The sequence below is a fragment of the Henriciella barbarensis genome (genome assembly GCF_003576345.1).
In the GTDB taxonomy this organism is placed as follows: Bacteria; Pseudomonadota; Alphaproteobacteria; order Caulobacterales; family Hyphomonadaceae; genus Henriciella; species Henriciella barbarensis.
This window is the reverse complement of sequence record NZ_QWGB01000009.1, coordinates 45,399-70,699: the sequence shown is the minus strand read 5'-3', so window position 1 is coordinate 70,699 and position 25,301 is coordinate 45,399. Positions and strand designations below refer to the sequence as shown.

Annotated in this window: 29 protein-coding genes and 1 other RNA gene; 15 read left to right on the top strand and 15 right to left on the bottom strand. The window is 58.5% G+C overall.

The window, feature by feature from the left end; all coding sequences use genetic code 11:
• Positions 1-2: 2 nt before the first annotated feature.
• From D1224_RS13395 to miaA, 4 genes are all read right to left on the bottom strand, one after another.
• Positions 3-815, bottom strand: a complete 813-nt coding sequence (locus D1224_RS13395) for a polysaccharide deacetylase family protein (protein ID WP_147372397.1) — start codon at positions 813-815, stop codon at positions 3-5.
• Positions 812-1,363: an acetolactate synthase small subunit gene (gene ilvN / locus D1224_RS13390; protein ID WP_119380460.1), complete on the bottom strand. Its 552-nt coding sequence runs from the start codon at positions 1,361-1,363 to the stop codon at positions 812-814. The genes D1224_RS13395 and ilvN overlap by 4 nt, the downstream gene beginning before the upstream one ends.
• Before the next feature lie 6 nt (positions 1,364-1,369).
• Positions 1,370-3,157 carry an acetolactate synthase 3 large subunit gene (locus D1224_RS13385; RefSeq protein ID WP_119380459.1) on the bottom strand — a complete coding sequence of 596 codons (1,788 nt, stop codon included), beginning with the start codon at positions 3,155-3,157 and terminating at the stop codon, positions 1,370-1,372.
• A gap of 213 nt (positions 3,158-3,370) precedes the next feature.
• Positions 3,371-4,300, bottom strand: coding sequence for a tRNA (adenosine(37)-N6)-dimethylallyltransferase MiaA (gene miaA, locus D1224_RS13380; RefSeq protein WP_119380458.1), 930 nt, complete (start codon positions 4,298-4,300; stop codon positions 3,371-3,373).
• A 51-nt stretch (positions 4,301-4,351) separates the two neighbouring features.
• On the opposite strand from miaA, the gene serB reads away from it, so the two are divergent.
• Complete coding sequence (gene serB / locus D1224_RS13375) at positions 4,352-5,281, top strand: phosphoserine phosphatase SerB (protein ID WP_119380457.1); 930 nt, start codon at positions 4,352-4,354, stop codon at positions 5,279-5,281.
• A 15-nt stretch (positions 5,282-5,296) separates the two neighbouring features.
• On the opposite strand, the gene D1224_RS13370 is transcribed toward serB, so the two are convergent.
• Positions 5,297-6,142 carry a prephenate dehydratase gene (locus D1224_RS13370; RefSeq protein WP_407647468.1) on the bottom strand — a complete coding sequence of 282 codons (846 nt, stop codon included), beginning with the start codon at positions 6,140-6,142 and terminating at the stop codon, positions 5,297-5,299.
• Between the two features lie 244 nt (positions 6,143-6,386).
• Between D1224_RS13370 and D1224_RS13365 the strand changes: the two genes are divergently transcribed.
• The gene (locus tag D1224_RS13365) at positions 6,387-7,193 is read left to right on the top strand and encodes a c-type cytochrome (RefSeq protein WP_182482299.1); all 807 of its coding nucleotides are present in this window, start codon (positions 6,387-6,389) and stop codon (positions 7,191-7,193) included.
• Between the two features lie 10 nt (positions 7,194-7,203).
• Here D1224_RS13365 and D1224_RS13360 read toward each other — a convergent pair whose 3' ends face one another.
• The 6 genes from D1224_RS13360 to hflK form a co-directional block, all read right to left on the bottom strand.
• The gene (locus D1224_RS13360) at positions 7,204-8,055 is read right to left on the bottom strand and encodes a C40 family peptidase (protein ID WP_119380454.1); all 852 of its coding nucleotides are present in this window, start codon (positions 8,053-8,055) and stop codon (positions 7,204-7,206) included.
• Positions 8,056-8,068: 13 nt separating this feature from the next.
• The gene (locus D1224_RS13355; RefSeq protein WP_119380453.1) at positions 8,069-8,458 is read right to left on the bottom strand and encodes a MarR family winged helix-turn-helix transcriptional regulator; all 390 of its coding nucleotides are present in this window, start codon (positions 8,456-8,458) and stop codon (positions 8,069-8,071) included.
• A gap of 101 nt (positions 8,459-8,559) precedes the next feature.
• Positions 8,560-10,026 carry a Do family serine endopeptidase gene (locus D1224_RS13350; RefSeq protein WP_233350553.1) on the bottom strand — a complete coding sequence of 489 codons (1,467 nt, stop codon included), beginning with the start codon at positions 10,024-10,026 and terminating at the stop codon, positions 8,560-8,562.
• A 72-nt stretch (positions 10,027-10,098) separates the two neighbouring features.
• Positions 10,099-10,296, bottom strand: a complete 198-nt coding sequence (locus tag D1224_RS13345) for a DUF2065 domain-containing protein (RefSeq protein ID WP_119380451.1) — start codon at positions 10,294-10,296, stop codon at positions 10,099-10,101.
• 39 nt (positions 10,297-10,335) lie between these two features.
• A complete protein-coding gene (gene hflC / locus D1224_RS13340; protein ID WP_119380450.1) occupies positions 10,336-11,232 on the bottom strand; it encodes a protease modulator HflC in 897 nt (298 codons plus the stop codon).
• Positions 11,233-11,235: 3 nt separating this feature from the next.
• Positions 11,236-12,378, bottom strand: coding sequence for an FtsH protease activity modulator HflK (gene hflK, locus D1224_RS13335; protein ID WP_119380449.1), 1,143 nt, complete (start codon positions 12,376-12,378; stop codon positions 11,236-11,238).
• A gap of 90 nt (positions 12,379-12,468) precedes the next feature.
• Here hflK and D1224_RS13330 point away from each other — a divergent pair, with 90 nt between their 5' ends.
• Together D1224_RS13330 and D1224_RS13325 are read left to right on the top strand one after the other, a co-directional pair.
• Entirely contained in the window at positions 12,469-13,662 is a 1,194-nt protein-coding gene (locus D1224_RS13330) for an Mrp/NBP35 family ATP-binding protein (RefSeq protein ID WP_119380448.1), read from the top strand.
• A gap of 5 nt (positions 13,663-13,667) precedes the next feature.
• Positions 13,668-14,012 (top strand): DUF3088 domain-containing protein, encoded by a 345-nt coding sequence (locus tag D1224_RS13325; protein ID WP_119380596.1) that lies wholly within the window; start codon positions 13,668-13,670, stop codon positions 14,010-14,012.
• A gap of 3 nt (positions 14,013-14,015) precedes the next feature.
• Here the strand turns inward: D1224_RS13325 and D1224_RS13320 are convergent, their stop codons facing one another.
• Both D1224_RS13320 and D1224_RS13315 read right to left on the bottom strand, forming a co-directional pair.
• Positions 14,016-14,924 (bottom strand): SMP-30/gluconolactonase/LRE family protein, encoded by a 909-nt coding sequence (locus tag D1224_RS13320; protein ID WP_119380447.1) that lies wholly within the window; start codon positions 14,922-14,924, stop codon positions 14,016-14,018.
• A 103-nt stretch (positions 14,925-15,027) separates the two neighbouring features.
• Complete coding sequence (locus tag D1224_RS13315) at positions 15,028-15,579, bottom strand: dihydrofolate reductase (protein ID WP_182482298.1); 552 nt, start codon at positions 15,577-15,579, stop codon at positions 15,028-15,030.
• Positions 15,580-15,662: 83 nt separating this feature from the next.
• Between D1224_RS13315 and D1224_RS13310 the strand changes: the two genes are divergently transcribed.
• From D1224_RS13310 to D1224_RS13300, 3 genes are all read left to right on the top strand, one after another.
• Positions 15,663-16,406, top strand: coding sequence for a VUT family protein (locus tag D1224_RS13310; protein WP_119380446.1), 744 nt, complete (start codon positions 15,663-15,665; stop codon positions 16,404-16,406).
• 75 nt (positions 16,407-16,481) lie between these two features.
• Positions 16,482-17,267, top strand: a complete 786-nt coding sequence (locus D1224_RS13305; RefSeq protein ID WP_119380445.1) for an SDR family oxidoreductase — start codon at positions 16,482-16,484, stop codon at positions 17,265-17,267.
• A gap of 86 nt (positions 17,268-17,353) precedes the next feature.
• Positions 17,354-17,704, top strand: a complete 351-nt coding sequence (locus D1224_RS13300; protein ID WP_119380444.1) for a carboxymuconolactone decarboxylase family protein — start codon at positions 17,354-17,356, stop codon at positions 17,702-17,704.
• A gap of 6 nt (positions 17,705-17,710) precedes the next feature.
• Here D1224_RS13300 and D1224_RS13295 read toward each other — a convergent pair whose 3' ends face one another.
• Positions 17,711-18,505 carry a thymidylate synthase gene (locus D1224_RS13295; protein ID WP_119380594.1) on the bottom strand — a complete coding sequence of 265 codons (795 nt, stop codon included), beginning with the start codon at positions 18,503-18,505 and terminating at the stop codon, positions 17,711-17,713.
• 214 nt (positions 18,506-18,719) lie between these two features.
• On the opposite strand from D1224_RS13295, the gene D1224_RS13290 reads away from it, so the two are divergent.
• The 7 genes from D1224_RS13290 (at position 18,720) to D1224_RS13260 (ending at position 23,902) form a co-directional block, all read left to right on the top strand.
• Positions 18,720-20,171 (top strand): TadE/TadG family type IV pilus assembly protein, encoded by a 1,452-nt coding sequence (locus D1224_RS13290; protein WP_119380443.1) that lies wholly within the window; start codon positions 18,720-18,722, stop codon positions 20,169-20,171.
• Positions 20,172-20,320: 149 nt separating this feature from the next.
• Positions 20,321-21,532: a pilus assembly protein TadG-related protein gene (locus tag D1224_RS13285; protein ID WP_182482297.1), complete on the top strand. Its 1,212-nt coding sequence runs from the start codon at positions 20,321-20,323 to the stop codon at positions 21,530-21,532.
• Positions 21,533-21,888: a transfer-messenger RNA gene (ssrA, locus tag D1224_RS13280) on the top strand.
• 86 nt (positions 21,889-21,974) lie between these two features.
• Positions 21,975-22,175, top strand: coding sequence for a hypothetical protein (locus D1224_RS13275; protein WP_119380441.1), 201 nt, complete (start codon positions 21,975-21,977; stop codon positions 22,173-22,175).
• A 166-nt stretch (positions 22,176-22,341) separates the two neighbouring features.
• Positions 22,342-22,842 (top strand): SspB family protein, encoded by a 501-nt coding sequence (locus D1224_RS13270; protein ID WP_119380440.1) that lies wholly within the window; start codon positions 22,342-22,344, stop codon positions 22,840-22,842.
• A 3-nt stretch (positions 22,843-22,845) separates the two neighbouring features.
• A complete protein-coding gene (locus D1224_RS13265; RefSeq protein ID WP_119380439.1) occupies positions 22,846-23,301 on the top strand; it encodes a PaaI family thioesterase in 456 nt (151 codons plus the stop codon).
• Between the two features lie 151 nt (positions 23,302-23,452).
• Positions 23,453-23,902 carry an SET domain-containing protein gene (locus tag D1224_RS13260; RefSeq protein ID WP_119380438.1) on the top strand — a complete coding sequence of 150 codons (450 nt, stop codon included), beginning with the start codon at positions 23,453-23,455 and terminating at the stop codon, positions 23,900-23,902.
• Between the two features lie 30 nt (positions 23,903-23,932).
• On the opposite strand, the gene D1224_RS13255 is transcribed toward D1224_RS13260, so the two are convergent.
• Positions 23,933-24,289, bottom strand: coding sequence for a RusA family crossover junction endodeoxyribonuclease (locus tag D1224_RS13255; RefSeq protein ID WP_119380437.1), 357 nt, complete (start codon positions 24,287-24,289; stop codon positions 23,933-23,935).
• A gap of 140 nt (positions 24,290-24,429) precedes the next feature.
• Between D1224_RS13255 and D1224_RS13250 the strand changes: the two genes are divergently transcribed.
• Complete coding sequence (locus D1224_RS13250; protein WP_119380436.1) at positions 24,430-25,212, top strand: GGDEF domain-containing protein; 783 nt, start codon at positions 24,430-24,432, stop codon at positions 25,210-25,212.
• The last annotated feature ends 89 nt before the right edge of the window (positions 25,213-25,301 follow it).

Sequence of the window (25,301 nt, the reverse complement as noted above, 5' to 3'; positions counted from 1 at the left end):
GGTTACTCCTTGGATTCTATAGCTTCTTGGATCGCCGCATAGGCAATGTTCATTCGGGCGCGAATTTGCGCAAACTCATGCTGGTGCCGCTCATCAAGCGAAGGCTTGCGAGGCACTTCAAGCGTGGCGTTGGACGGAGAGCAGTCGGTTCGACCGAAATCAACTTCCTGCGCAAGCTCGACAACATAACGCTCGAACTTTTCGTATTCCCGCTCAAACTGCTCTGCGAGCTCGGGTGGGTAATCGAACATCGGATCTGCCGGAGATTGAAGATACGCGAAGTATCTCTCTTCGCGCCGATCATCATCAATCACCCGAATGCCAACCATTGTCGGATGACTGCTATCACGTTCAGAGAAGGTCGGTGCGTGTTTCCAATCTACTGCGGCCAAAGCGTGAAGGGATTGAGCGACATCGCTCGAAATCTCTATCGCCAGAGCTTTGCAAATATAGCCCTTATCTTCCTGCTCCAGGTCGAACGCCCAATAGGCCGAACTGCCTATCGGAATCCGACCGTCGACACGCCAGCCCTTCCAAAGTCCGGTTCCATCACGCTCGAACCGGAAAGCGGTGGCTGGCTTTCTCGTGTTGTAGTGTTCGTGCCTATCAAAAATCAGTTCAACCGCGAGCTTGTCCGCATCCCTCTCAGGCAGCAGATATTCAGCTATGCGATCCGCGCTCAGCGATCGGAGCTCAAGTTCTATCAACCGCGCCTGATCGTACGGTGAAATGCTTTGATCATCATCGGCATAGGCATTGTTTGCGCAGACCACTGCACCCAACACCATAGCTCCGAAGGCATAACCAGCTATCATCCCGCATCCTTGCCGCGGCGGATGGAGAGCACGCCTGTACGGCTCACTTCGACGAGGCCGAGCGGCTCCATCAGTTCGCAGAATTGATCGATCTTTTCCGATGCGCCGGTGATCTCGAAAATGAAGCTCTCATTGGTCGTATCGATGACGCGCGCGCGGAAGATTTCAGCGATGCGCAGCGCCTCGACGCGCGGGTCGCCCTGCCCTGCCACTTTGACGAGCGCCAGCTCACGCTCAACACCGCGCTTGGACTTGGTGATGTCGATGACGGCCGCCACCGGCACGAGCCGCAAGAGCTGCGCCTCGATCTGCTCCAGCATATGGGCCGTGCCCGTTGTCACGATGGTGATGCGGGAGCGGTGCTTGCCGCGGTCAACTTCGGCGACGGTCAGGCTTTCAATGTTGTAACCGCGCGCAGAGAACAGCCCGACGACACGGCCCAGGACGCCCGGTTCGTTATCGACGAGGACGGCAAGCGTGCGGCGCTCTTCGACCTCTTCGGCATGGTCCATATCATAGGCGCTGGCGGGAATTGGTTCGCGGGTCATGTCAGCTCACACCATCTTCCGGCCGGCTTCGTCAATCTCATCGCCAGCGATCCTGCCGAGAATCATCTGGTTGTGCGGCGCACCTGACGGGATCATAGGCAGGCAGTTTTCGGCCTTTTCCACCATGCAGTCAAAGATCACCGGACCGTCATGGTCGATCATCTCCATGATCTTCGCATCAAGTTCTGCCGGGTCATCGCAGCGAATGCCATGGGCACCGTAAGCTTCGGCCAGTTTCACAAAGTCCGGCAGGCTTTCGGAGTATGAGTGCGAATAGCGCTCACCGTGCAACAGCTCCTGCCACTGGCGCACCATGCCCATCCACTCATTGTTGAGGATGAAGACCTTGATCGGCAGCTTGTGCTGAACAGCGGTCGAGACTTCCTGCATCACCATCTGGACCGAGGCTTCGCCTGCAATGTCGATCACGACGCTATCGCGGTGCGCGGCCTGAATGCCGACGGCCGCTGGCAGGCCATAGCCCATCGTGCCGAGGCCACCGCTCGTCATCCAGCGGTTCGGCTCTTCGAAATGATAATGCTGGGCCGCCCACATCTGGTGCTGGCCCACCTCGGTCGAGATATAGGTGTCGCGGTCCTTGGTCAGCTCATAGAGGCGCTCGACCGCATATTGCGGGCGGATCGCGCCGTCGTTTTCCGGATAGGCAAAGCAGTCCACCGCGCGCCACTTTGCGATCTGCGCTTTCCAGTCGGACAGGTCCGGCGCCGGCAGGCGGCGCGCCTTCCAGCCATCCAGCAGCGCCTGAAGGGCCGCCTTGCAGTCAGCAATGATCGGCACGTCCACGCGGATGATCTTGTTGATCGAAGACGGATCGATATCGATGTGGATTTTGCGCGACCCCGGCGAGAAGGCCGAGATCTTGCCCGTCACCCGGTCATCAAAACGCGCCCCGACGCAGATCATCAAATCGCAGTCGTGCATGGCGTTGTTGGCCTCATAAGCGCCATGCATGCCGACCATGCCAAGCCAGTCCTCATGGCTCGCCGGGAAGGCACCGAGGCCCATCAGCGTGGAGGTGACCGGAAAGCCGGTTGCCGCCTGAAGCTCTCGCAGCAGCTTTGACGCCTCCGTGCCTGAATTGATCACGCCGCCGCCCGTATAGAAGACGGGCCGGCGCGCCGTCGCCATCATATCGAGAGCGTCGCGAATGGCGTGCTCGGACGGTTCGGTCTTTGGCTGGTAGGTCGGCTTGTTAACGCCCTGCTTGCCGATATAGGTGCCGGTCGCGAACTGTACGTCCTTGGGGATGTCAATCACGACGGGACCTGGCCGGCCTGACGTCGCGATCAGGAAAGCTTCGTGCAGCGTCCGGGCAAGGTCATTCACATCGGTGACGAGATAATTGTGCTTGGCGCAGCAGCGGGTGATGCCGACCGTATCGCATTCCTGAAAGGCGTCGGTGCCGATAAGATGCGTCGGCACCTGGCCCGTGATGACGACCATAGGAATGGAGTCCATCATCGCATCGGCAATCGGCGTGACCATATTCGTTGCACCCGGGCCGGACGTTGCCAGCGCGACGCCGCATTTGCCGGTAGAGCGCGCATAGCCTTCGGCGGCATGGCCCGCACCCTGCTCATGGCGCACCAGGATATGCTGGATGGATGGTTCGGAATAGAGCGCATCATAGATCGGCAGGACCGCGCCGCCCGGATAGCCGAACATGGTGTCGACGCCCTGCTCCCTGAGCGCGTTAATCACCATTTCGGCGCCCGTCATACGCGCCCCATCAAGGGAAGACTGGGCTTGGTCGCTGAGTGTGTGCGTGTCCATTTACCTGTTCCTGTCTGCCTGACCTCTGCTCCAGTTGGTCGATCCTACCTGCTCTGCACCGTGCGCAAAAGAAAAGGGCCTCCTTGGAGACCCTTCCATGCGCACCCGCGCCGACATCTGATGATGCCGGTCACGGGCTGATAAGTACGACGACGTCCTGATTGCGCAAAACTGTTTCCTTAAACTGATAATGCCGCAATAACGTGCCTCCGCCTAGCGGTCAACCTCTCTATATAGGGCAGAAATCACCCTGATGCGTGTCGCGATTTCGGTGGACGGTATGCGCGGCCAGAACGGAAACTGCCGGCCGATCCAGGTGAACTGGCGCTTGGCATAGCGCCGCGTATCGCGCTTGGCATTCTCGGCGGCCGTCGCCGCATCAAGCTCGCCCCGAATGAATGCGGTCAGCCACGGCATACCATGCGCTTTCATAGCTGGTAGCTCAGGGTCGAGACCGAGGCGATCCAGCGCCCGCGCCTCTTCCATCGCGCCTTCCATAAGCATGCCTTCGAAACGCCGGTCGATCCGTGCGTAGAGCTTTGACCGCGGCGGCGTCAGCGCGACGCCCAGCCATTCATCCGGGTTCAGCACGGCATTGGTCTTGTTGTTCTGGAAGCTGGTGAGCGAGCGGCCCGTGGCCAGCCAGACTTCATAGGCCCGCGTCAGGCGCTGCCGGTCATTGTCATCAATGCGCGCGGCTGCATCCGGATCAACGACCTGCAACCGGATCTTGAGCCCCCGTAACCCGTCAGCCTTGGCAATTTCCAGCACTTCGTGGCGCACGTCTTCAGGGACGGGCGGAATGTCAGACAGCCCTTCAATCAGCGACATGAGGTAAAGCCCTGTGCCTCCGACCACCACGGCAGTCTTCTCCCGCTTCTGTATGTCCTCAATGACCGTGCGCGCCTGCTCCAGCCACTCGCCGGTCGAAAAACGGGTTGCCACGGGCACATGGCCGAACAGATGATGTGGAACACCATCCATTTCTTCTTCTGACGGACGCGCCGAAATCACATTCAGACGATCATAGACCTGCATCGAATCGGCGTTGACGATTTCGCCATCGAACTTGCGGGCAACGGCGATCGAGAGTGCCGTTTTTCCACTTGCAGTCGGTCCATGGATCAAGATAGCGGGTTTCATGCGTTTAGACGTAAGGACTTTGGACGTGAACGTTAAGTAAGGACCGCGCCTATGGACAGAAAAACCACGGATTTTAGTCATGTCGCGGTTGTCGTCGCCCGTGCCGACAAGAGCTTGCAGCTTATCGGCGACAGGCTGGAAAAGGCGCTGGCAGCGGCCGATCCGGGCGAAAAGGCCCCCGTTCGTCTACTGAGCGGCGAGCGCGAGTTCACAGCAATTGAGCAGGCAGGAAATTTCATCGATCCTCAGGCAGCCCGCAAAGCGCTCGAAGAAGCCTTTGAAGGCGACGCCGATATCTGCGTGTCCACGACTTCTGACCGCCGCAAGAAGCTCCTGATCTGCGACATGGATTCGACAATCATTCAGCAAGAGTGCCTCGATGAGCTCGCGGACTTCGCGGGCCTCAAGGCCGAAATTTCAGAAATTACCGAGCGGGCCATGCGCGGTGAGCTGGAATTTGAACCGGCCCTGCGCGAGCGCGTCGGCAAGCTCGCCGGACTTGATCTGGCTCGACTGGACCAATGCTACCGTGAGCGCATCACGCTGATGCCGGGCGCCAGGACGCTGGTCTCGACCATGAAAGCCCAAGGCGCGCATGCCATGCTCGTTTCTGGAGGCTTCACCTTTTTCACGTCGCGCATCGGCGAGGCAGCAGGATTCGATATCCATCGGGGCAATACGCTGCTTGATGATGGCAATGCACTGACAGGCAAGGTTGCAGAACCCATTCTCGGGCGAAAGGCGAAACTGGCCGCGCTCGAAGAACAGGTGGCGGCTCTGGGGCTTTCGAACACGGACGCCCTCGCCATGGGCGACGGCGCCAATGACCTTGCGATGATCGAAGCCGCCGGACTTGGCGTTGCCTATCGGGCCAAACCCGTCGTCGCGGCCGCCTCCGATTGCGCGATCAACGTTACCGACCTGACCGCCCCGCTTTACTTCCAGGGCTATACCGATACTGAAATCGTCTGGAAGCACTAGGCCCCGGAGGCAGCGCTAGCGGTTTGCGTAGCGCGCAGCGCTGGCGGGAAACACGCCCATGATCTTCAGCGAATTGGAGAAGAAGCCAAGCTCCTCCAGGGCGAGCTGCACGCGCCGCTCATCGGGATGGCCTTCAATCTCGGCATAGAATTGGGTCGCGGTGAAGGATCCATCGATCTGGTAACTTTCGAGTTTGGTCATGTTCACGCCATTGGTCGCGAACCCGCCCATCGCCTTGTAAAGCGCGGCGGGAATGTTGCGGACCTGGAACAGGAAAGACGTGACCGCATCTTCGCCCACATCCTCGTGCTCCAGAGGGTCCGGCGCCATGATGACGAAACGGGTGGTGTTATGTTCGGCATCTTCTATATCGCGGGCAAGGATATTGAGGCCATAAACCTCGGCTGCGAGTTCAGGCGCGATGGCCGCCGTCGTTTGCTCACCCAGTTCTTTCACGATCCGCGCTGCACCTGCCGTATCCGCAGCGACGATGGGCTCGATCCCATGCTCGCGCATGAAAGCGCGACACTGGCCCAGCGCCATGATGTGGGAATGGGCCTGTTTCACCTGTGAAAGCTCGACACCCGGCAACGCCATGAGCTGAAAGCGGATCGGCATGAAATGCTCGCCGATAATATTGAGCGTGGTGCCCGGAAGAAGGTGATGGATGTCGCCAACGCGCCCGGCGATCGTATTCTCCACAGGGATCATCGCGAGGTCAGCCTCACCGCGCTCGACCAGGGAAAGCACGTCCTCGAACGTCTTGCAGGCAACCGGCTCCATACCGGGATAGGTTTCCTTGCAGGCGATATGGGAGTTTGCGCCCGGTTCGCCCTGATAGGCTATTCGCCCTTGCCGCATGTCCATTGCCTGTTCCTCGTCGAGATTCCGAACTCTTGTATCAAAGCGCGGCCTGCCATGCGGGAGGTGCAGGCAATTTGCAAGCCCCACACCCTCGTCCGGCCAGACAGGTCAGGACAAAGCCTGCGCCCATTCGCCGCTGTAAATACCCACGCAGACCGCAACACATTCGCTTATATTGCCACCGACTCGATAGCGTGCCAGAAGGCGCGCAAAGACTGATAAAGATACAAGGATGATCCCGATGGGCGATCTCTTCTGGAACAAGGTATTTGGTGCGATTTTGGCTGTTGTGCTGGTCGTTATGGGCCTGCAGACGCTGTCAGGCATGGTCTTCTCGTCCGGCGACGGCGGCCACCATGGTGAGGAGGCTCACAGCCTCAATGAATGGGCGCAAGGCCGTTTCTCATATTACACCGAGATCGCAGAGACCGGCGGCGCTGGCGCCGTTGAAGAAGAAGTGTACGACTTGGGCGCCCTTCTTGCCGCTGCTGACCCGACATCGGGCGAGCGCGCCTTCAAGGCGAAATGCTCAACCTGCCATACGATCGAACAAGGCGGCAGCAATGGCACCGGCCCGAACCTCCACGCCATTATCGGCGACAGCCATGCTCACGATCCAAGCTTTGGCTACTCTTCAGCCATGCAGGCTACGTCGAGCGAAAGCTGGACCTATGAAAGCATGGACCAGTGGCTCGAGAATCCTTCCTCCTATATTCGCGGCACTTCCATGGCCTTCGCCGGCCTTCGCCGTGACGATGAGCGTGCAGACGTGATTGCGTACCTCGCACAGTACACCCCGGACGCACCGGCGTTCCCAGAGCCGCTTCCCGAGGAGGAAGAAGGCGCAGAGGGTGACGCGACTGATGGTGACGCCGTTGACGCAACACTGGATGCTGAGACCGTTGAAGACGCACCGACACTGGCGACCGGCGAGATCGAGACCCAGGATGTTGTAAACGACCAGGACTCAGAAGCCGAAGGCAATGTCAGCGAAGTCGAAATGACACCGGAAGCTGAAGACCAAGCAGAAAACGAGTCCGAAGAGTAGGCTTTGTGATCTACCGGGGCGCGAGCCAGCCTGGCGTTCGCTCTCTTTCTTTCGAGATATCAATACGGCGGGCCCCTATGGGCTCGCCGTATTCTTTTGCAATGCGCGGAATCGCCATGAGCAGCGGCTCTTTCGCAACGGCCATATGATGACCATTCGCGTGAAGCAGCATTTTATCATCCAGCATGATGCCGACATGCCCTTTCCAGAAGACCAGATCATTTCGCTTTAGCGCGCCCGGCGCATTCCAGTCATCCACGGCCTCACCGCTCCAGGCAAATTGCATATCGCTGTCCCGCGGCAGGACGACACCGCAGGAAAGGAATGCCGCCCGCGTCAGCCCGGTACAATCAAGACCGAGGCTCTCGCAACCACCCCAGAGATATGGCGCATGCAGGAAACGAAGCGCGACATCGGCAGGATCATCAAAGCGGGTATCGATCGGCTGCACGTGACCCGATGTCAGCCATCCGCCTCGGGTTGTCTGGAAAAAGCCGTTCTCCTCGCCCGTTACAGTAACCGCGCTTCCCATGGAGATCAGTCCATAAGGGGCAGATTTCAGGTGCGGTCGCGAATAAGCATACGTCCGCAGGGCGCTCACCCAGTGGGTGGGCTCTGAAACCGGAGCAGAGAGCGCGTCCATGAGCGTCCAGCCGACATAGCGATCACGCTCCATCTGAACCAGACCAAACTCGCCAGCTTCGCTAAATAGAGTAACGGTCTCACCGTGTAGTGCCTGGGTCACCATTTCAGCGTCTGGGCGCGGGGCATCTCGCAGCGCCGCAATGCCCGCAGACACCTGCATCCGCATGCCCTGCCCGCGACGAGGCGGCGTCAGTCGTTGATCGAAGAAATCAGGCACGCCGCCACCTCAATCAGGCCGCGACATTCTTGTCCAGTGGTTTGGCGTCCGCAATTGACTTGCGCTCTTCGCCAGCCTCCGCAGCAATAATGAGTTCGGCGAATTCTCGTAGCCAGGTCATGCCCTCAACTGTGCGCTCGATAATGACGCTGCGCAGGTCATGCTCATCACGGCGACGGCGGACAAAGCCAAGCTTCTCCAGCGCATCAACAGCTCGCGTGACAGCAGGCTTTGCCAGATCAAGATCTGTCGCAAGTCCCCGGACTGTATGGGGCCCGGCTGAAAGAGCCACTGTCATCAGGATCGCCTGCTGGCGCGCAGTGAGGTCGCCATCCGATGTGCGCACATAGGATGCCAGGGCACGGCGCCACAGATTGAGGGCTGCTCTTTCGTTCATCGCCATACATTCACGCTCCTGATCGACCGGGCACCCTCCCACAATTCATAGAACTGTGATTTGCGGACGCCGTAAAGCAACGGCTTGCCGATCAGACTTGCGCGTTCTTACCGCTTGGTTTCGATAGTAAAGAACATGTTCTGCCCCGAACGGCTCACTCGCAGGAGTAGCGGTGCACCCGGTGGGGCATTCGTCGGCGAAAGCGCATCATATGCATCTTCAAGATCCGCCACGCGCTTGAAGCCCATCTCCGTGATGACGTCGCCTTTACGCAACTTTCCGAAACTTGGACCATTCGCGGCGACGGAGTTTACGAGCACCCCATCTACGCTGCGCGCAATGCCATAACGGCGACGGGCATCGTCATCGACATTCTTGAGCTCGGCCCCAAGCGGATTTTGTGCCAGTGCATTATCCGGCAATGGTTCGCGCGTCTCGGACTCATTGTTGGAGGCAAGCTCGCCGACCTCGAATGTCACGGTACGGCGTTTCCTGTCGCGAATAAGGTCCACGCGCACACGTTTCCCGATTTCGGTTTCGGCAACAATGCGGGTCAACCCGCGAACATTCTCGATCATCTTGCCGTCAAAGGTCAGAAGCAGATCGCCGACTTCGAAATCGGCACCCGCCGCTGGCCCTTCACCGTCGATATTGGTGATGATGACACCATCGGTGCTATCGAGGCCATAGGCGCCCGCAAGGCCTTCATCGATCCCTTGAACGTTTACACCAAACCAGCCACGGCGCGGCTTGCCGTATTCGATGATCTGCGCCGACACCTGCTCGACCAGGTTTGCCGGAATGGAAAAACCAAGACCGACCGACCCACCTGTCGGCGAGATAATGGCCGTATTCACGCCCACGACTTCGCCGTTCAGATTGAAAAGCGGGCCGCCCGAATTGCCCCGGTTGATCGCCGCATCGGTCTGAATGAAGTCATCATAGCGACCAGACTGAATGTCACGATTGCGCGCCGAGATAATACCCGCAGACACCGAGCCACCGAAGCCAAACGGGTTACCAATGGCCATAACCCAGTCGCCAACCTCTGCGGCATCACTATCGGCAAATTCGACGAAGGGCAGCGGCGTTTCGCTTTCGACCTTCAGCACGGCAATATCGGTCTCGACATCGGTTCCGATCAGCTCGGCCTGGAGCGTCCGGCCGGACGAAAAGATCACGTTGATCTCGTCTGCATTCTCGATGACGTGGTTATTGGTAATGATCACGCCATCGGCGGACACGACAAAGCCAGACCCCAGCGATCCCTCACGGCGGAAGCCCTCCGGGTCGCGACCAAAGAATTCGTTGAAACGCTCAAGCGGAGAACCGTCAGGAAATTCCGGCATACCATTCGGTGCTACGGTCTGGCTTGTCGTGATATTGACCACTGACGGCATGAGCCGACGCGCAAGCTCAGAGAAAGAGTCTGGCGCACGCTGCTGATTGATGACACTTGTCGTATCGGAGAGAGAGCCGCGAGTTTCGCCCTGCGATCGCTGCGCGCCCGCCGGAGCGGCCAGCAAAGCAGCGCCAGCAAGCCCGGCCAGGGCCGACATCGCAAAACGTCTCATACTCCGTACTCCATCACACACGCATACTTGTTAATTTTGAACTATGGCGGTTCGCAGGCAGAACGCAACGCGTCAACCAAACCGGACGGCGCAATAGAACAGGATCAGTCCCAGTATCGCTGACCAGATGCCGCCACTACGCACGGCGTCGAGCGGCAAAGCGGCCAGCCACGCCGCCATACGGCGCATTGTCTCGGGCGCGGCGGCATAGAGGATGCCCTCAAGGGCAAACCATAACCCGACGGCAGCAATAAGGACCTGCCAGCTCATGGCAGGTCCAGATTGGTAGCATTGTGGCGGCGTACCGACTTAACGGCGCGAACCGCTTTGGCGGGCCTGGTCGATGAAGTCATTGCAAAGTCCAAGCTGGTTTGGTCCGACAACAATACGCGTGCCTTCAGTGAAGGCTTCTTCACAGGCAATGAGCGAGCGATAGAAGCGGAAGAATTCCGCATCCTGCTCATAGGCTTCGGCATAGATTTCGTTCCGGCGGGCGTCGCCCTCACCGCGAATTTCTTCCGACTGCTGCCGGGCTTCAGCCAGCAGAACCGTACGCTCGCGTTCCGCCGTCGCACGAACAAGCTGTGCGCGCTCGTCGCCCTCAGCACGGATTTCCTCAGCCTCTTGTTCACGCGTAGCTTCCATACGCTGGAACACGCGCTCCGACACGTCATCCGGAAGGTCGGCGCGGCGGATACGAACATCGATGATTTCGATACCGCGTCCTGCAATATTGCCTGCAAGGTTGGTGCGGATCTCGTCCATCAGTTCCGAGCGTTGACCCGAAATGATATCTTCCGGCAGGCGTGAGGCGAGCGCGTTACGGATGGCCGCATCCGTAAAGTTGCGAAGCTGGCTGCGCGCATCGCGCTCATTGTTGAGACGCTGATAGAAGGCAAGAGGGTCGGAAATCTGCCAGCGAACAAACGCGTCTACAATCAGCTGCTCCTGGTTCGAGGCGTATGCCTCGATGCCCGGCACGTTAAGACCGAGATTGCGGCGGTCATACATGACTACGTTTTGCAGTAGCGGGATCTTCAGCTTCAGGCCGGCCTCGTCCGAACCCGGCTCATTATAGGCTTCAACGGCGCGGCCAACCTGCAGGAGAAGCGCCTGCTTACGCTGATCGACGATGAAGAACGAGTTGAACAGGACGATAGCGACCAGAACGGCTGCGACGATCCCGAGAATACCGATCGATTTCATGACCTAGTTCTCCGAGTTTCTGCGACTGACGCTGTCGAGCGGCAGGTAAGGTACTGCGCCGGCGTCATTATCGAGGATGAGCTTGTCGCTGCGATTGAGGACACGCTCCATCGTTTCAAGATACATGCGCTCACGGGTAACCTGGGGCGCCCGCTGATACTCCGTCAGGATCTGCGTGAAGCGATTGGCCTGACCAGATGCGTCGGCGATCACCTGTTCGCGGTAAGCTTCTGCATCCTGAAGGATCTGCTGCGCCTCACCACGTGCACGTGGGATGATGTCGTTGGCGTAACGGTTGGCGACCTGCACGGCGCGCTCCGCATCCTGACCGGCATTGACCACGTCGATAAACGCCGCACGAACCTCAGCCGGGGCCTGTGCTTCCTGTATCTCCACGTTCAGGATCTGCGCACCCGCACGATAATCCTGGAGAAGGGCCTGAAGCTGTTCGCGAACCTGGTTCTGCAGTTCGTTACGGCCTGTCGTGATGACATCGTCGAGGTTCGACTTGCCGACCACTTCGCGCATGACGCTTTCCGCAGCCGCCTTCACCAGGTCTTCGCCATCTTCGACGTTGAGAATGAAGTTCTCAGGATCTTCCTGATCATAGTACCAAAAGACGCGGTACTGAACGTCGACGATGTTCTCGTCGCCCGTCAGCATAAGGCGCTCTTCTTCATTGGCACCGATCTGGGTGACCTGTTGCTGCTGCGACGGCATGATCTCATGCGTTTCGATCGGCGTCGGCAAGTGAACATGCAGGCCCGGGCCGAAATTCTTCTGCCACTGACCAAAGCGGAACACCGCTGCCGTTTCACCTTCGTCAACGACGACCACGCCGGAGAAAAGCCAGGCGAGCAGCGCTACGAAACCGAGGACGATGAAGCCGAACGGACCGAAGTTCTGGCCACCGCCGCCGCGTCCGCCGCCGCCACTTCCACCGCGACCACGACGAAAGCGTTCCTGCATGCGGCGCATCTGTTCTTCAAGATCGGGACGGTTGTTTCCACCGCCGCCGCCAGACCCGTTGCCACCGCCAGAACCGCCCGGGCGGGACCAGGGCGAATCAGACTTCTTGCCCTGGGATCCCCATGGGCTGCTGCCTTTGGACGAACCCTCTCCGTCCTTATTATCATTCCAGGGCATTGCCCCTCCTTCACGACTGTCCGTCTATGGCCATATAGGCACTGAACGAATATGTGCACCCCAGACCGCGTGCATCAAGGAGTGGCCCGCATGTTTCGGCGTAAACAGCGACAATCTGGCAGTCTCGAAGACCGAATTCGGGCTGCGCTTGGCAATCCGGACTGGCTTCAGGGCGTCCGCGTGCAGGATAACGAACGTGTCACGCTCATCCTTGATGGCGACCCCGAAGACCTTGAGGCCTCTGAGGCGCGCCGCATTGAGGCTGAAGCCCGTGTCATGAATGTCGCGGGCGTCACCGAGGTACGTGCCATGCTGACGGCTGAACGCGCCGCCGGCAGTACGCCGCAATCAAATGCGCACACGCATACCGCTTCGTCGACCGGCGAGCCAAAGCCTGGGCACCGCCGGGTCTCCAAAGGGGCACGCCTGTCTGACGACGCGATCACCCAGGGCCAGCCCGGCCAACCGACGACCGATCGCATTCCCGGCATTTCACGCATCCTCGTCGTGGCGAGCGCCAAGGGTGGTGTGGGCAAGTCCACTGTTGCGGTAAACCTTGCCGCTGCTTTCGCAAAGCTCGGCCTGAAGACCGGCCTCCTCGACGCAGACATCTATGGTCCCAGCGCGCCGACCATGCTCGGCACAGGTGATGCTTCGCCTGAGACGGATGCCGCCGGCAAACTCATCCCCGTCGAAGCTCATGGCATTCGGTCACTGTCTATCGGCTACCTGTCAGACCCGGACGCCCCGATGATCTGGCGCGGCCCGATTGTAATGTCGGCGATTACCCAGATGCTGAACGATGCGGCCTGGGGCACACCTGAAGATCCGTTGGACCTGCTCATCATTGATACCCCGCCCGGCACAGGCGACGCCCAGCTTGCCATCGCGCAGAAAGTGCCAGTGACAGCTGCGGTCCTGGTAACCACGCCGCAGGAGGTTGCACTCGCAGACGTGCGCCGCGGCGCAGCCATGTTCGCCAAGACCGCCGTGCCTGTATTGGGCGTCGTGGAAACAATGAGCTGGTTCGAAGACCCTGCCGGCAACCGCCACCACCTTATGGGTCAGGGCGGCGGTAAAACCATAGCCGAAGCCCTTGGCCTGCCGCTGCTGGCTGAATTGCCTATCCTCAACGAAATTCGCGAAGGCGGCGATATGGGCAGACCAGCCGCCCTCGGCGACGGACCTTCGGCAAAGCTGTTTCATGAGCTTTCCAGATCGGTCGCGCTGAATCTGGATAGCCTGCAAACCAAGGCCCCTCCCCGCATCATTTTCGAAGATTGACCAACATGCCGAAGGATATCCTGTACCTGCTCACGCCGGGCGAAGACCCGGCCTATCCGGGCGAGACGTTTTACTGCCCGCCATGTGCAATGGTCGAAGGTGTGCTCGCTTCGTTTCCGGAGCTCGCCGCAAAGCTGGACGTGCGCCGGGTCGACTGGCCTCGCCCACGCAGGGACGTTGTTGCTGTGGTCGGCGAGGAGAACCAGTCACTTCCCATGCTGTTGCTGGAAGAGGGCACCTCCTCGCAACACCAGACCGGCACTCATCAGGGACGCGCATTCATCAATGATCGCGATGACATCCTCGCAGCGCTTTCTGAACGTCACGGATTCCCGAAACCGCACCCATAAGCGTCAGGCGTTGAAATTCAGCTTGAGCCCTGCCTCCGGCCAACGGCACTTGATGAGCTGCCCGGTGCCCGAGAGCGTAATGTAGGCATCCTTCATGTCTTCGCCGCCAAAGGCGATATTGGTGACGAACGGGTCCGGTAAGGCGGTGTGGGCGTGATTGCCGTCGGGCTCTACCGTTGTGATGCCCCCCTGCAGGATGGTCGCAACGCAAACATTGCCCGCTGCTGAAATTGCAAGGCTGTCGAAGTAGCGAAGGTCTGGCATGCCCGCGACGACGCGACCTTTCGCAAATGGTGAAGCCTGTTTCGCCACGCCGGGGCCTTCCAGGTCGTAGGCCCAGACGCGTGCTGTCATCGTGTCGGCAAAATAGACCGTTTTCTCGTCGGGTGAGAGGCCGATGCCGTTCGGCGAAATGTGATTGTAGTCGAGTTCCTGAACCTTGTCGGACCCCGCCGCCAGGAAATAGACGCCGCCCGTGTCGCGATGGGTCGGATAGGATTTTCCCAGATCGGTGAAATAGAGATTACCCGCCTTGTCGAAGACGAGATCATTTGGCCCTTTCAACGGGCGCCCACCGCACTCGGCGGCAACGACCTCAACCTTTCCGGTCTCTAGATCAATGCGCTCAATCCTCCCGCCTGAATAGTCCGGCGGGCAATGGCCGGGGATCAGCAGGCCGTCGCGTTCATGGTAGGTGAAGCCGCCATTATTGGTGCACCAGAGCTTTCCGTCAGGACCAATGGCCAGACCGTTCGGTCCACCGCCCGGCTCTGCCACGGTCTCGCGCTTTCCATCCGGCCAACAACGCGTGATCAGCTTACTCTCGATCTCCACGACGACAACCGAGCCGTCCGACATGACGACCGGGCCTTCCGGGAACCGAAGGCCCTCTGCAATCACTTCATAGTCCATGATGTTTCTCCCGCATTTTATCTTTGCGGAAGACAGTGTCGCGCAGCGCAAGGCGCATCAAGATGACTCGTCGCGGAAGTTCTGAATTTGGAAGCGTTTCGGGCTATTCGCCCGGCCGGAGCACTTCATCCGCTACACGCTCATAGACGCGGTGGGTAAAGGCATATTCGTTCCGGTCATCAGCCGGATAGCTCGCGCTGCTTACTTCTTTGAACCTGTCGAAATCTCCGCTCGAAAAGAAGACATCGCCATCAACGTCAGCATCGACGTCAGTGATGTAGAGGCGGTCGGCAAGCGGCATGGCCCGCTCGAACAGGCTTTGGCCGCCAATCACGAAGATCTCGTCCATATCGGCCTTCTGCGCCATGGCTCGTGCAGCTGCGATAGCCGCGTTCATGTTTGAATAGACCCGAGCTCCGCATGCGGCGTAGCTCCAGTGCCGGGTCAGCACGATGTTCTGGCGGCCAGGCAACGGCTTGCGCGGCAGGCTTTCCCACGTCTTGCGCCCCATGATGATCGGCTTGCCAAGCGTTATCTGCTTGAAGAGCTTAAGATCATCTGGAAGCGACCAGGGGAGCGTCCCATCCTTGCCTATGGCACCATTGCGGTCGCGCGCAACGATAAGGGCAAGCTTCACATTCTGTGAGATGGGCATAGATTACCTCTCAAAAGCTGGCGGGTCTTTCCACGCCTCTGCGTACCGGCGGGCCGTCATTACGCGGACTCCTTAAACCTTCAATGCTGGCCCTGCTTAAGGAACTGCTGTTTTTCATCATGACTTTCTGGAACGGTATCGTTGCCGCGCTGACCAATCAGCAACCATCATTACTATTTCCGGTTTTTGTCGGCCTCGTTGTGACATCTGTCATCATCTGGCTCGCAAACGGGCGCTTCTGGGCCTTTGTCTATTTCGCCACCATCCCTTTCCTGAACTGGTCATTCGGCGTCATCGACAGCATTTCCCTGATGGCACCTTCAGATGCCTTCGATCGCGGCATCGAGCTTCATCCGCTGACCGTTGTCACCGGTCTGGTCTTCGTATTCCGTGACTTTGTGCAAAGGCGAATGGGGCATAAAGTCCTGATCGTGATGGCCTTCGCGATCGCATGGTCATTCTTCTATGCCTGGCCGGTGATTGCACTCGCGTCTGGTATCGCCTTCGCGATTTCGGAAATCACAGACTGGCTCATATTCACGCTCACCAAATACCGCCTGTCGACGCGCATCCTTCTTTCGAGCGCGGTCGCGGCCCCCGTCGACACGACGATCTTTCTTTATGGCGCTGATCTTGCCCGCCAGATGCAGCTGGGCGATGAGCCGGGAAACATGCTTCATCTCGCGAACTGGGTCGTCTTTATCGTCGGAAAGATGTCAGGTGCTGCTGTCATCTCCTACTATATCCGACAGCGCGAAAAGCAGGGTCTGATAGACCCTTATGACGATGACGGCTTCACCCCCGAAAACAAACCGGCAAACGCCTGACCTCACGACAGTGTTTTCACCGCCTCCTGCTTCGCTATGGTTTGACCAGAACAGTCAGACCAAAGGGAGGTCCTCATGAAACTTGGTAGCAACACACCCGCTGTCGTGACCGGCGGCGCATCTGGCCTGGGGCGCGCAACTGCAGAAGCGCTGGCCGCGCAAGGCGTGAAGGTCGCCATTTTCGATATTCAGGAAGAGAAAGGCGAGGAAGTCACCAAAGCTATTGGCGGCGTCTTCTGCAATGTGAACATTCTGGACGAAGCTTCCTGCGAGGCCGGCTTTGCGAAGGCACGCGACGCGCATGGACAGGAACGCATCACCGTGCACTGCGCCATGACATCTGGCCGCGGCAAGACGCTTTCCTTCGACAAGGAAACGATGAGCTATAAGCGCACGCCTACCGATCAGTACGACCGTGGCGCGCAAGGTATCCTGGTCTCATCCTACCGTATCGGCTCCATGTCCGCAGAGGGCATGGCCAATTCTGAACCTCTGAATGATGACGGCGAGCGTGGCTCGATTACGCTGACAGCATCCGTCGCCGCGCAGGACGCGCAAATCGGTCAGGTGATCTATGGGTCTTGCAAGGCCGGCGTGAACGGGCTCGTCCTTCCCATGGCGCGCGACATGATGGATGTCGGCATCCGTGTAAACTCGATCATGCCGGGCATCTTCGCGACCCCGCTGATGCTTGGTGCGCCTGAGAAGGTTCTGAACAGCCTTGCCGCGTCGGTGCCTTTCCCCAAACGCCTCGGCAAGCCCGAAGAGTTTGGCTCGCTGGCGGTGGAAATCGCCCGCAATACCTACCTCAACGGTCATAATTTCCGCCTCGACGGGTCTATCCGGATGGCGCCGCGCTAGACGGGCCGCCCAAGTAATTATCCTTATCGCCGTCTGCCATGCGTGATCCGATGTAAGCTGGAAGTCCAGCAACAAGGAGCAAGCACATGGCAGGCGGACCCAAGGACTACAAAGCGATCACATCTTCTGTGAATGACGGGATTGGCGGCCTTCGTGATCATGGCGACGAAGTCCTGAAGGCTTTTGGCGGGCTTTCAAAAGCTGCCATGACAGACGGCGCGCTGGACAAGAAGACCAAGGAACTGATTGCCCTCGCCATTGGCGTGGCCAAGCAGTGTGACGCCTGCATCGGCTTTCACACGCAGGCACTCCGCAAGCTCGGCGCCAGCGATGAGGAAGTTTCCGAGATGCTCGGGGTCAGCGTCTATATGGGCGGTGGGCCTTCACTGATGTATGCCGCCGACACATGGACGGCGTGGCAGCAGACTGGGGACTAGCTTCGGTCAGACGGCTACAGGCGCCTTGATATGCTTGTGCGCCTGATAGCCGACCAGTTCGAAATCCTCATATTCCCAGCCATAGAGATCAGTCTTGTTGGGATTGAGAAGCATCTTTGGCGGGGCGAAAGGTTCCCGCGTCAGCTGTAGCTTGGCTTGCTCGACATGGTTTGAGTAAAGGTGCGCATCGCCCAGCGTGTGGACGAACTCACCCGGCTGCAGGCCTGTGGCCCTCGCCATCATCATGGTTAGCAGCGCATAGGACGCGATGTTGAACGGAACGCCGAGGAAGATGTCGGCCGAGCGCTGGTAGAGCTGGCAGTTGAGCTTGCCGTCAGCGACATGGAACTGGAACAGGCAGTGGCACGGCGGCAAGGCCATCTCGTTGACGTCCGCCGGATTCCACGCCGAAACGACAAGCCGGCGCGAATTCGGATTGCAGCGGATCTCGTTCAGCACCCATTCGATCTGGTCGATGGTGCGCCCGTCCGGGGCCGCCCACGAGCGCCACTGCTTGCCATAGACGGGGCCAAGGTCACCGTTCTCGTCGGCCCATTCATCCCAGATCGAGACCCCATTGTCCTTGAGGTACTTGATATTGGTATCACCCTTCAGGAACCAGAGAAGCTCAATGATGATCGAGCGCAGATGCAGCTTCTTGGTGGTCAGCAATGGGAAGCTGTCTGCGAGGTCAAATCGTAGCTGACGACCGAATACGCCCAGCGTGCCGGTGCCGGTGCGATCACCGCGCGCAACACCGTTTTCAAGAACATCGGATAACAGGTCGAGATACTGGCGCATGCCGTAAGCAATGACGACTCGCCAGCGTGAGTCCAGAGACTCTGCGCACTTTTCAGACTGAGCAGGCTTCAGCCGCACAGCGCGCGGCGGCTTTCAGATCTTAATGCAAGCTTACCTGTGCACATTAAAAGAACGGGATCGGTGAAGCGGCATCCTAAGATCACGAGAGTACAACCGTCTATTGATCGACCCGCTTCGACCTGGATGAGAGCATATGCTGACGACCCGTCTGAGAAATCTGTTCACGAACAAACGCGGCAATGTCGCGGTGATCTGGGCATTCGCGATACTCCCTATCCTCGCTGTCGTAGGTCTGACACTCGATTCACAGATCGCCTTCAGCAAGAAAAGCAGGGTGCAACAATCATTGGATTCAGCCGTACTAGCTGGGGCCCGGATGCTTCAGTCGTCCAACTCGCAGGAAAACGGGCGCACGCATGCAGAGACGTATTTTGACTCACTTGTCGCCAATAATGCGGGCCTGAATTGCGAGCCGGTCGTGATCAGTTATCCGGCAGACGAAGAAATTCGGGCCGACGTCCGGTGTTTTCAGGACACCGCCATGAGCGGTATTGTTGGCCGCTCGCAGCTTGAATTCAACGTAACATCGACGGCGACCTATGGCGTCGGCAAGCTCGATGTGGCCTTTGTGTTCGACATCTCCGGATCGATGAATTCGCACGGCCGTCTGGCTTCGCTGAAGCTCGCTGCAGCTGATGCGGCGACCACGCTCCTCCCACTTCCGGGCTCATCCAGTGATGGCGACGTGCGTATCGCGATGGTCGCCTATAATGGCATGATCGATGCGGGCCAGTACTTTGAAGAAGTCACCGGCCTTACCAAGAACCGCACATACACGGCGAGTTACACGGGACAGGCCGAAGAGTGTGAATGGGTCTGCCGGTTCGCGATCGGCCGTTATTGCCTCAGCTGGATAAACCAGTGCCGTGATGTAGAGCGGGAACTGACAGCCACGAAGTCCGTCAACTCCACATGCGTCTATGAGCGCGATGGCGATTTCCGGTTCGACGAGCATCAACCAACGCAGCGCTCTACACCCGACCTCATCGATACGCTGCCAGCCGGTCAGCGCCGGGCCACGACAGACGGCACGAACTCGTCCGGCTACCTGTCGACGGCGTATGCCGAATACGACTCCTATCGCAATTCCTGGAACGTGGTTGGCGATGACTGTCTGAGCGTCAAACCGTTCGAGCTCAGCGACAATGCCACCCAGATCCAGCTCTATATCCAGAGCCTCTATGCTAATGGCGGCACGGCTGGTCATCAGGGCATCGCCTGGGGTTGGTATCTGATCTCACCGGAATGGTCGGACGTTTTCGACAATAGCGCCGAGCCTCTGTCTTATGACGAGCCCGATACAACCAAAGCAATGATCATCATGACGGACGGTGAGTTCAACTCCCACCTCTATGGCAGCCAGGGCAACTCGACCGAACAGGCCCGCGCACTTTGCGACAGCATCAAGGAAGAGAACGTCGTGATCTTCACGATTGCGTTCCAGGCGCCGCCCGCGGGCGAAGATGTGCTGAACTACTGCGCATCAAGCGGTGAGCACGCGTTCAAGGCGTCCAATGGTGCTGAACTGAGCGCGAGCTACCAGTCGATCGCCACATCGATCTCGGACCTCCGCATCAAGTACTAGGTCCAGGGCTCTAGGTTAATCACGGCCTGCCCAGCGCGCTTCAATTTCACGGCGGAAATGAAGCGTGCCGAAAGTCCTGATGATCCAGAACTGGCGACATGGGCAGAATGTTTCGAAATAGCGCTTATCAGCGAAACAGTGATGGCCAGATGGCCATCCTGTTCGCGCTGTCGCTGTTTCCGATTGCCCTGATCGCGGGTTTCGCGGTCGACTTCCAGGTGCTGACCACCAACAAGTCCAAAGCCCAGAGCAGCATCGATTCGGCCGTTATCGCAGGGACACGCGCCTATCAGGAAGGCGCAACCAAACTCGAGGTCCAGCAGACCGTGCGCACCTATTTCAGCGCGCTCATCTCAAACGGTCCCTTTCCGTTGACCTGCACGCTCCCCGTCGTTGTCATCGATGAAACCGACGTGGAAGCGACGACCCGCTGCACGATGGAAACCTTTCTGGCGAAAATAGCGGATATCGACACGTTTGAGTTCGACGTCGAAACAGCGACCACTTACGGCATCGGCAAGGTCGATGTCTCCTTCGTTTTCGACGTATCCGGCTCCATGGACGGCCAACGTATCGCCGACCTCAAGATTGCCGCCCGCGACGCTGTAGATACGTTGCTGGTCGAAGAACCAAAACCCGGCCACGAAGACGACATTCGCATTTCCATGGTCGCCTATAATGGGGCCTTCAATGCGGGCGATTATTTCGAGGCCGCAACGGGCAGCTCTAGCTCGCAAAGCGTCAACTATTATCACAATGGCCACTGGTACACTTACCATTACGACTCGACCTGCGTGTTTGAGCGCGAAGGGGGTCAGGCGTTTACCGGCGCTGCCCCTGGCCCCGGCCAGTACATAGTGAAAGCAGACGTCTATCGCCGGAATGATTGCGGCGATGCCGAGCCGCTCGCCCTGACAAGTTCGCGCCAGCCGCTCTACGATTATATCACGGCGCTGGGCGCTGAAGGGAACACGGCCGGCCATCTCGGCGTCGCCTGGGGCTGGTACATGATTTCGCCTGCATGGAGCACCGTGTTTCCTGAAAGCGCAGCGCCACTCTCCTATGATGAACCAGATAGCGCCAAGGCTCTCATCTTGATGACGGACGGGGCTTTCAACACGGTTGGAGACAGCTCCAATGGAAATTCCACCTGGCAGGCAAAGCAGCTCTGCGATCAAGCCAAAGCTGCGGGCATACGCATCTATTCGGTCGCCTTTCAGGCCCCGGAAGCGGGCCGCGAGGTGCTCCAGTACTGCTCCAGCGGATCGGAATTTTTCTTCCGTCCAGAGAATGGCCAGCAGCTTCAGGATGCCTATCAGTCTATCGCAAGCTCCATCTCCGATTTGCGGATCACACTCTGACCCCTTTCATCGGCGCGGATCGCGGCCTATATTCAATTCGTCCTCTCGGGGACTATGGCGATAAACGCGCGTGCAATAAGCGGTTCGGACCCGGGGGCGGTACCCGGCGCCTCCACCAATTCCCATCCTTCAGCGGGACGGCTTTGGGGGCGAAACAGGATCGACGGACGTGTAAAGACGATGCCTTCGCCCGGATGAGCTCCGTTAGAAGCTCACTCAACAATAGTTGCAAATGACAACTTTGCTGAAGGCGAACTGCTCGCAGCCTAGTCTGCGCTCGGTTTACCGAACTTAACTCCTAGGGCTTCAGCGCCTTAGGCGGGGCCCGGAGGCGCCTGGCAACAGAAGCCTCCACCTCCCCCCCTTTAGAATGCATCCCGGCGCCCATTTGGAACGCGAGCACGCCAAGCCGCGTTTGGCTCTCATCTAAAGGAGAGAACAGATGTCCTCATTCGCGATCTATACTATCGGCTTCATCATCTTCCTTGGCGGGCTTATCTGGGCGGCAGTTGCGCTCGGCGTCCCCGGTCAGTGGGTGGCTATCGGTGCCGTCATTCTCGGCGGGCTTGGTCTGATAACGGCTGTCACGAATACGCGCCGGAAAGATGAAACGCCTGCCACAGAAGGCGAACCAAGCAACTAGCGCAGTTGAAAGGCTCTGGTTCGGCATGCCTGACCCTGCCTCGTTTGTGACGCAATCGTCATCAAGAGTACGGGCGAAACGCTGCTTGGCGCTTCGCCTCATGGATGAAGCATGTTGAACCGGCCGTTGTTACCGGTACAAACGGAAACCTTGAGAGGATTTTTGGATGACCGACTATATCGGCTATGAAGCGCTGACCCAGGCCGCAATGCGCGGCGTTGTGAGGCAAACTCTTCGCCAGACTGCAGAGAACGGCGCGGCACCGGGTGAACATCACTTCTATATCACCTTCCGCACGAAAGCGCCTGGCGTGAAGATGGCGGACCAACTGATTGAGCGTTTCCCTGATGAAATGACGATTGTCATCCAGCATCAGTTCTGGGACCTCGAAGTGCATGATAGCCATTTCGAACTGATCCTGAAATTCAGCGGCGTGCCGCAGCACCTCTCGATTCCATATGCAGCCATGACCCGGTTCGTCGATCCGGCCGTAAACTTTGGCCTGTCATTCGAGAAAGAATTGACGAAGGGCGAACCTGAGATCATCAGCCCGGCCAGCGAAACACCGGCTGAAGCAATAAAGGAAGAACCAGAGCCTGCAGCGAAAGCGTCGGGCGACGGTAGCGGTTCAACGGTCGTCAGCATCGACGCCTTCCGCCGGAAATAAGTATTGGCTGACCAGACTGAAAAGCCGCGCCTCAGCGACGCCGACATGCTTGCGCGCTTTCGCAACTCGAAAAAGCGCCCCGCCTGTTCTGACACGCTGGGTATGGACCTCGCTGAAGTTCATCAGGACGAGATGCGCGTTGTCGTGAACTTTGTCGCGCACGAAAGCTTCGCCAATCCAACCGGCGCCATTCAGGGCGGCTTTATTGCGGCAATGCTGGACGAAGCCATTTCGACCAACATCATTATCGCCTCGAACGTGACGATGACGGCGCCGACGCTTGAAATGAAGGTCTCCTACCTGGCTCCCCTCTTTATTGGTCGGGCGAAGGTCGAGGCCAAAATCCTCAAGCTTGGTAAGTCGGTCTGCTTCTCCGAGGCCCGGTGTTTTGACCCCGACGGAAAGCTTGTGGCGACGGCGACAGCAACCGCTTCCCCCCGCCCCTTCAAGCGGTTCTAAACGCCTCTCTGTCGGCGCTCAAACCACTCTATAATTTAACTTGATATTTGCCCCGCAGCGGGCATTTACAGCAATTGCGCGACGCCAGCGCGGGCAAAACCCTGATTCCGTTCCCGGGCGGCGACCCGGCCTTTCAGGAGCTTGCCAGTCAATGATGCTGGTCCCCTGCTATCTTGCTGCCTCTGACATTGAAGGTCTGGGTGTTTTTTCCCGCGAGCCAATTAGTCGCGGTCAGCTAATCTGGCGCTTCGACCCGCGCGTCGACCGGATGATTTCCCTCGACAGCTTTACCGACGCTGATGAACGTCTTTCAGACTTCCTGAAGCGCTACACCTATATCCCACCATATGACCGCCAGGTCTGTATTCTGGACGGCGATGAGGGCCGCTATATGAACCATAGCGAGCAGCCAAACACCGACTTCTCCTCGATTGATGCGGGCTACGCGCTGTTCGACATCCCGGCAGGCGTGGAGCTGACCTGCGACTATCGCGAGTTCGACACGACAGCTGCGAACATGATGGCGTCGATCAGTCCGCTCGGCCGTCAGCTACCGTCTGACTTCCTGATGGCCGTCGATACGGCAAACGCCGCGAACTAGGACCGATCAAGGACCGCCATGCGCGGCCCCTCAATCCATCGCTTCGACGCGCATATATATGCCTTCCCGATCCCCCACCCGGCGCTCGACCAGAAGGCGTGCGACCTGATGATCATCCGCGAAAGCGTTGCCCGATACACTGTCGAGCAACGCTTTTGCCAGATTGTCGAGATCCATCCAGGGCGGATCGCCTGTATATTCCATCACGATATGGACCGCATAATCACCATGGCCTGGACGCAAGCGGGTAAAGTCCTTGCGAAAGAACTCTCTCAGCAGAGGCTTGTAGTATTTCGCCTGCGTCGTGAGGCCAAAGCAACGCACCTCTAGCGCACCTTCGTCAGTGATCCGCGCGCGCACTTTTCCAGACTTGATCCAGTTGTCCATACGCTGACACCTAGAGCGCCACTGCATCACGCGCCACCACCCGAAACGCGCTTATGCCCGTTTTTCGTTTTGCACGTGATGTATGAAATTAAACAGGATTGAGAGAGAGACCGTCATCCTTGTCATGCGACAAGCCACGCATGCATAGATTTGCTTCTCTTATATCGGACTTCGTCCAACAAAAACCGACCCGCCTTCCCATTCTGGTCAGCGGCACAGCCATTACGCTTGCCACCGTCAGCGCGTCGATCACGGTTGCATTCGGCCTGCACCACAATGGCGCCCTGTTCATTGCGACCGCGCTCTTCATTTCGTGCGCGATCGCCATTCCGGCTGGCATCATTCACTATTTGCGCGAGGTTGAAATCGCCGCGCATCAGGAAAAACTTCAGGAACTGGCCGCGACCGACGCCCTCACCGGCATCATGAACCGCCGAACTTTTGAGCGTCTTGCGGAAAAAGAACGCGCGCGGATGGCGCGATCAGGCGAAACCGCCGCAATCATTCTGTTTGACCTCGACTGGTTCAAATCGATCAATGACAATTTTGGCCACGCAGCAGGCGACGAAGTTCTGAAAACGGTCGCCGGGCTGGCAGGCGGGGTTTTACGCCGCCCTCTCGACGCGCTGGCCCGCTGGGGCGGCGAAGAGTTCGCGATCCTCCTGTCCGGCGTTACCTCGGAGCAGGCTTATGCAGTCACCGAAAGACTTCGCCGTATCATAGATGTGGCTGCTTTTGAGAACATTGCGCCCGGCCTGTCTGTTTCGGCCAGCTTCGGTGTCACGTCATTCACCGCCAATACGCCGCTCCGCCATGCGCTCAGCGAAGCAGACCGCGCTTTGTATGAAGCCAAGAAAGAGGGTCGCAACTGCACAGTTTGCAGAACAGACACGGAGCAGAAGGTCATCGCCCTCATGCGTTGAGAGCACCGGCGAACGTGACCGATTAACAACATCGCCCATATTTGAGGCGGTATCAGTCAAACCGTCTCACGACTGTTGCAATGCGCGCA

Coding starts and splice junctions, on each gene's coding strand:
- D1224_RS13285 (WP_182482297.1), top strand. CDS start 20,321: ATGGCCATCCTGTTCGCGCTGTCGCTGTTTCCGATTGCCCTGATCGCG.
- D1224_RS13330 (WP_119380448.1), top strand. CDS start 12,469: ATGTTTCGGCGTAAACAGCGACAATCTGGCAGTCTCGAAGACCGAATT.
- D1224_RS13290 (WP_119380443.1), top strand. CDS start 18,720: ATGCTGACGACCCGTCTGAGAAATCTGTTCACGAACAAACGCGGCAAT.
- serB (WP_119380457.1), top strand. CDS start 4,352: ATGGACAGAAAAACCACGGATTTTAGTCATGTCGCGGTTGTCGTCGCC.
- D1224_RS13315 (WP_182482298.1), bottom strand. CDS start 15,579: ATGCCCATCTCACAGAATGTGAAGCTTGCCCTTATCGTTGCGCGCGAC.
- hflK (WP_119380449.1), bottom strand. CDS start 12,378: ATGCCCTGGAATGATAATAAGGACGGAGAGGGTTCGTCCAAAGGCAGC.
- D1224_RS13305 (WP_119380445.1), top strand. CDS start 16,482: ATGAAACTTGGTAGCAACACACCCGCTGTCGTGACCGGCGGCGCATCT.
- D1224_RS13325 (WP_119380596.1), top strand. CDS start 13,668: ATGCCGAAGGATATCCTGTACCTGCTCACGCCGGGCGAAGACCCGGCC.
- D1224_RS13260 (WP_119380438.1), top strand. CDS start 23,453: ATGATGCTGGTCCCCTGCTATCTTGCTGCCTCTGACATTGAAGGTCTG.
- D1224_RS13250 (WP_119380436.1), top strand. CDS start 24,430: ATGCATAGATTTGCTTCTCTTATATCGGACTTCGTCCAACAAAAACCG.
- D1224_RS13255 (WP_119380437.1), bottom strand. CDS start 24,289: ATGGACAACTGGATCAAGTCTGGAAAAGTGCGCGCGCGGATCACTGAC.
- D1224_RS13370 (WP_407647468.1), bottom strand. CDS start 6,142: ATGCGGCAAGGGCGAATAGCCTATCAGGGCGAACCGGGCGCAAACTCC.
- ilvN (WP_119380460.1), bottom strand. CDS start 1,363: ATGACCCGCGAACCAATTCCCGCCAGCGCCTATGATATGGACCATGCC.
- D1224_RS13320 (WP_119380447.1), bottom strand. CDS start 14,924: ATGGACTATGAAGTGATTGCAGAGGGCCTTCGGTTCCCGGAAGGCCCG.
- D1224_RS13270 (WP_119380440.1), top strand. CDS start 22,342: ATGACCGACTATATCGGCTATGAAGCGCTGACCCAGGCCGCAATGCGC.
- D1224_RS13385 (WP_119380459.1), bottom strand. CDS start 3,157: ATGGACACGCACACACTCAGCGACCAAGCCCAGTCTTCCCTTGATGGG.
- D1224_RS13295 (WP_119380594.1), bottom strand. CDS start 18,505: ATGCGCCAGTATCTCGACCTGTTATCCGATGTTCTTGAAAACGGTGTT.
- D1224_RS13350 (WP_233350553.1), bottom strand. CDS start 10,026: ATGAGACGTTTTGCGATGTCGGCCCTGGCCGGGCTTGCTGGCGCTGCT.
- D1224_RS13395 (WP_147372397.1), bottom strand. CDS start 815: ATGATAGCTGGTTATGCCTTCGGAGCTATGGTGTTGGGTGCAGTGGTC.
- D1224_RS13355 (WP_119380453.1), bottom strand. CDS start 8,458: ATGGCGATGAACGAAAGAGCAGCCCTCAATCTGTGGCGCCGTGCCCTG.
- D1224_RS13300 (WP_119380444.1), top strand. CDS start 17,354: ATGGCAGGCGGACCCAAGGACTACAAAGCGATCACATCTTCTGTGAAT.
- hflC (WP_119380450.1), bottom strand. CDS start 11,232: ATGAAATCGATCGGTATTCTCGGGATCGTCGCAGCCGTTCTGGTCGCT.
- miaA (WP_119380458.1), bottom strand. CDS start 4,300: ATGAAACCCGCTATCTTGATCCATGGACCGACTGCAAGTGGAAAAACG.
- D1224_RS13310 (WP_119380446.1), top strand. CDS start 15,663: ATGCTGGCCCTGCTTAAGGAACTGCTGTTTTTCATCATGACTTTCTGG.
- D1224_RS13275 (WP_119380441.1), top strand. CDS start 21,975: ATGTCCTCATTCGCGATCTATACTATCGGCTTCATCATCTTCCTTGGC.
- D1224_RS13365 (WP_182482299.1), top strand. CDS start 6,387: ATGGGCGATCTCTTCTGGAACAAGGTATTTGGTGCGATTTTGGCTGTT.
- D1224_RS13345 (WP_119380451.1), bottom strand. CDS start 10,296: ATGAGCTGGCAGGTCCTTATTGCTGCCGTCGGGTTATGGTTTGCCCTT.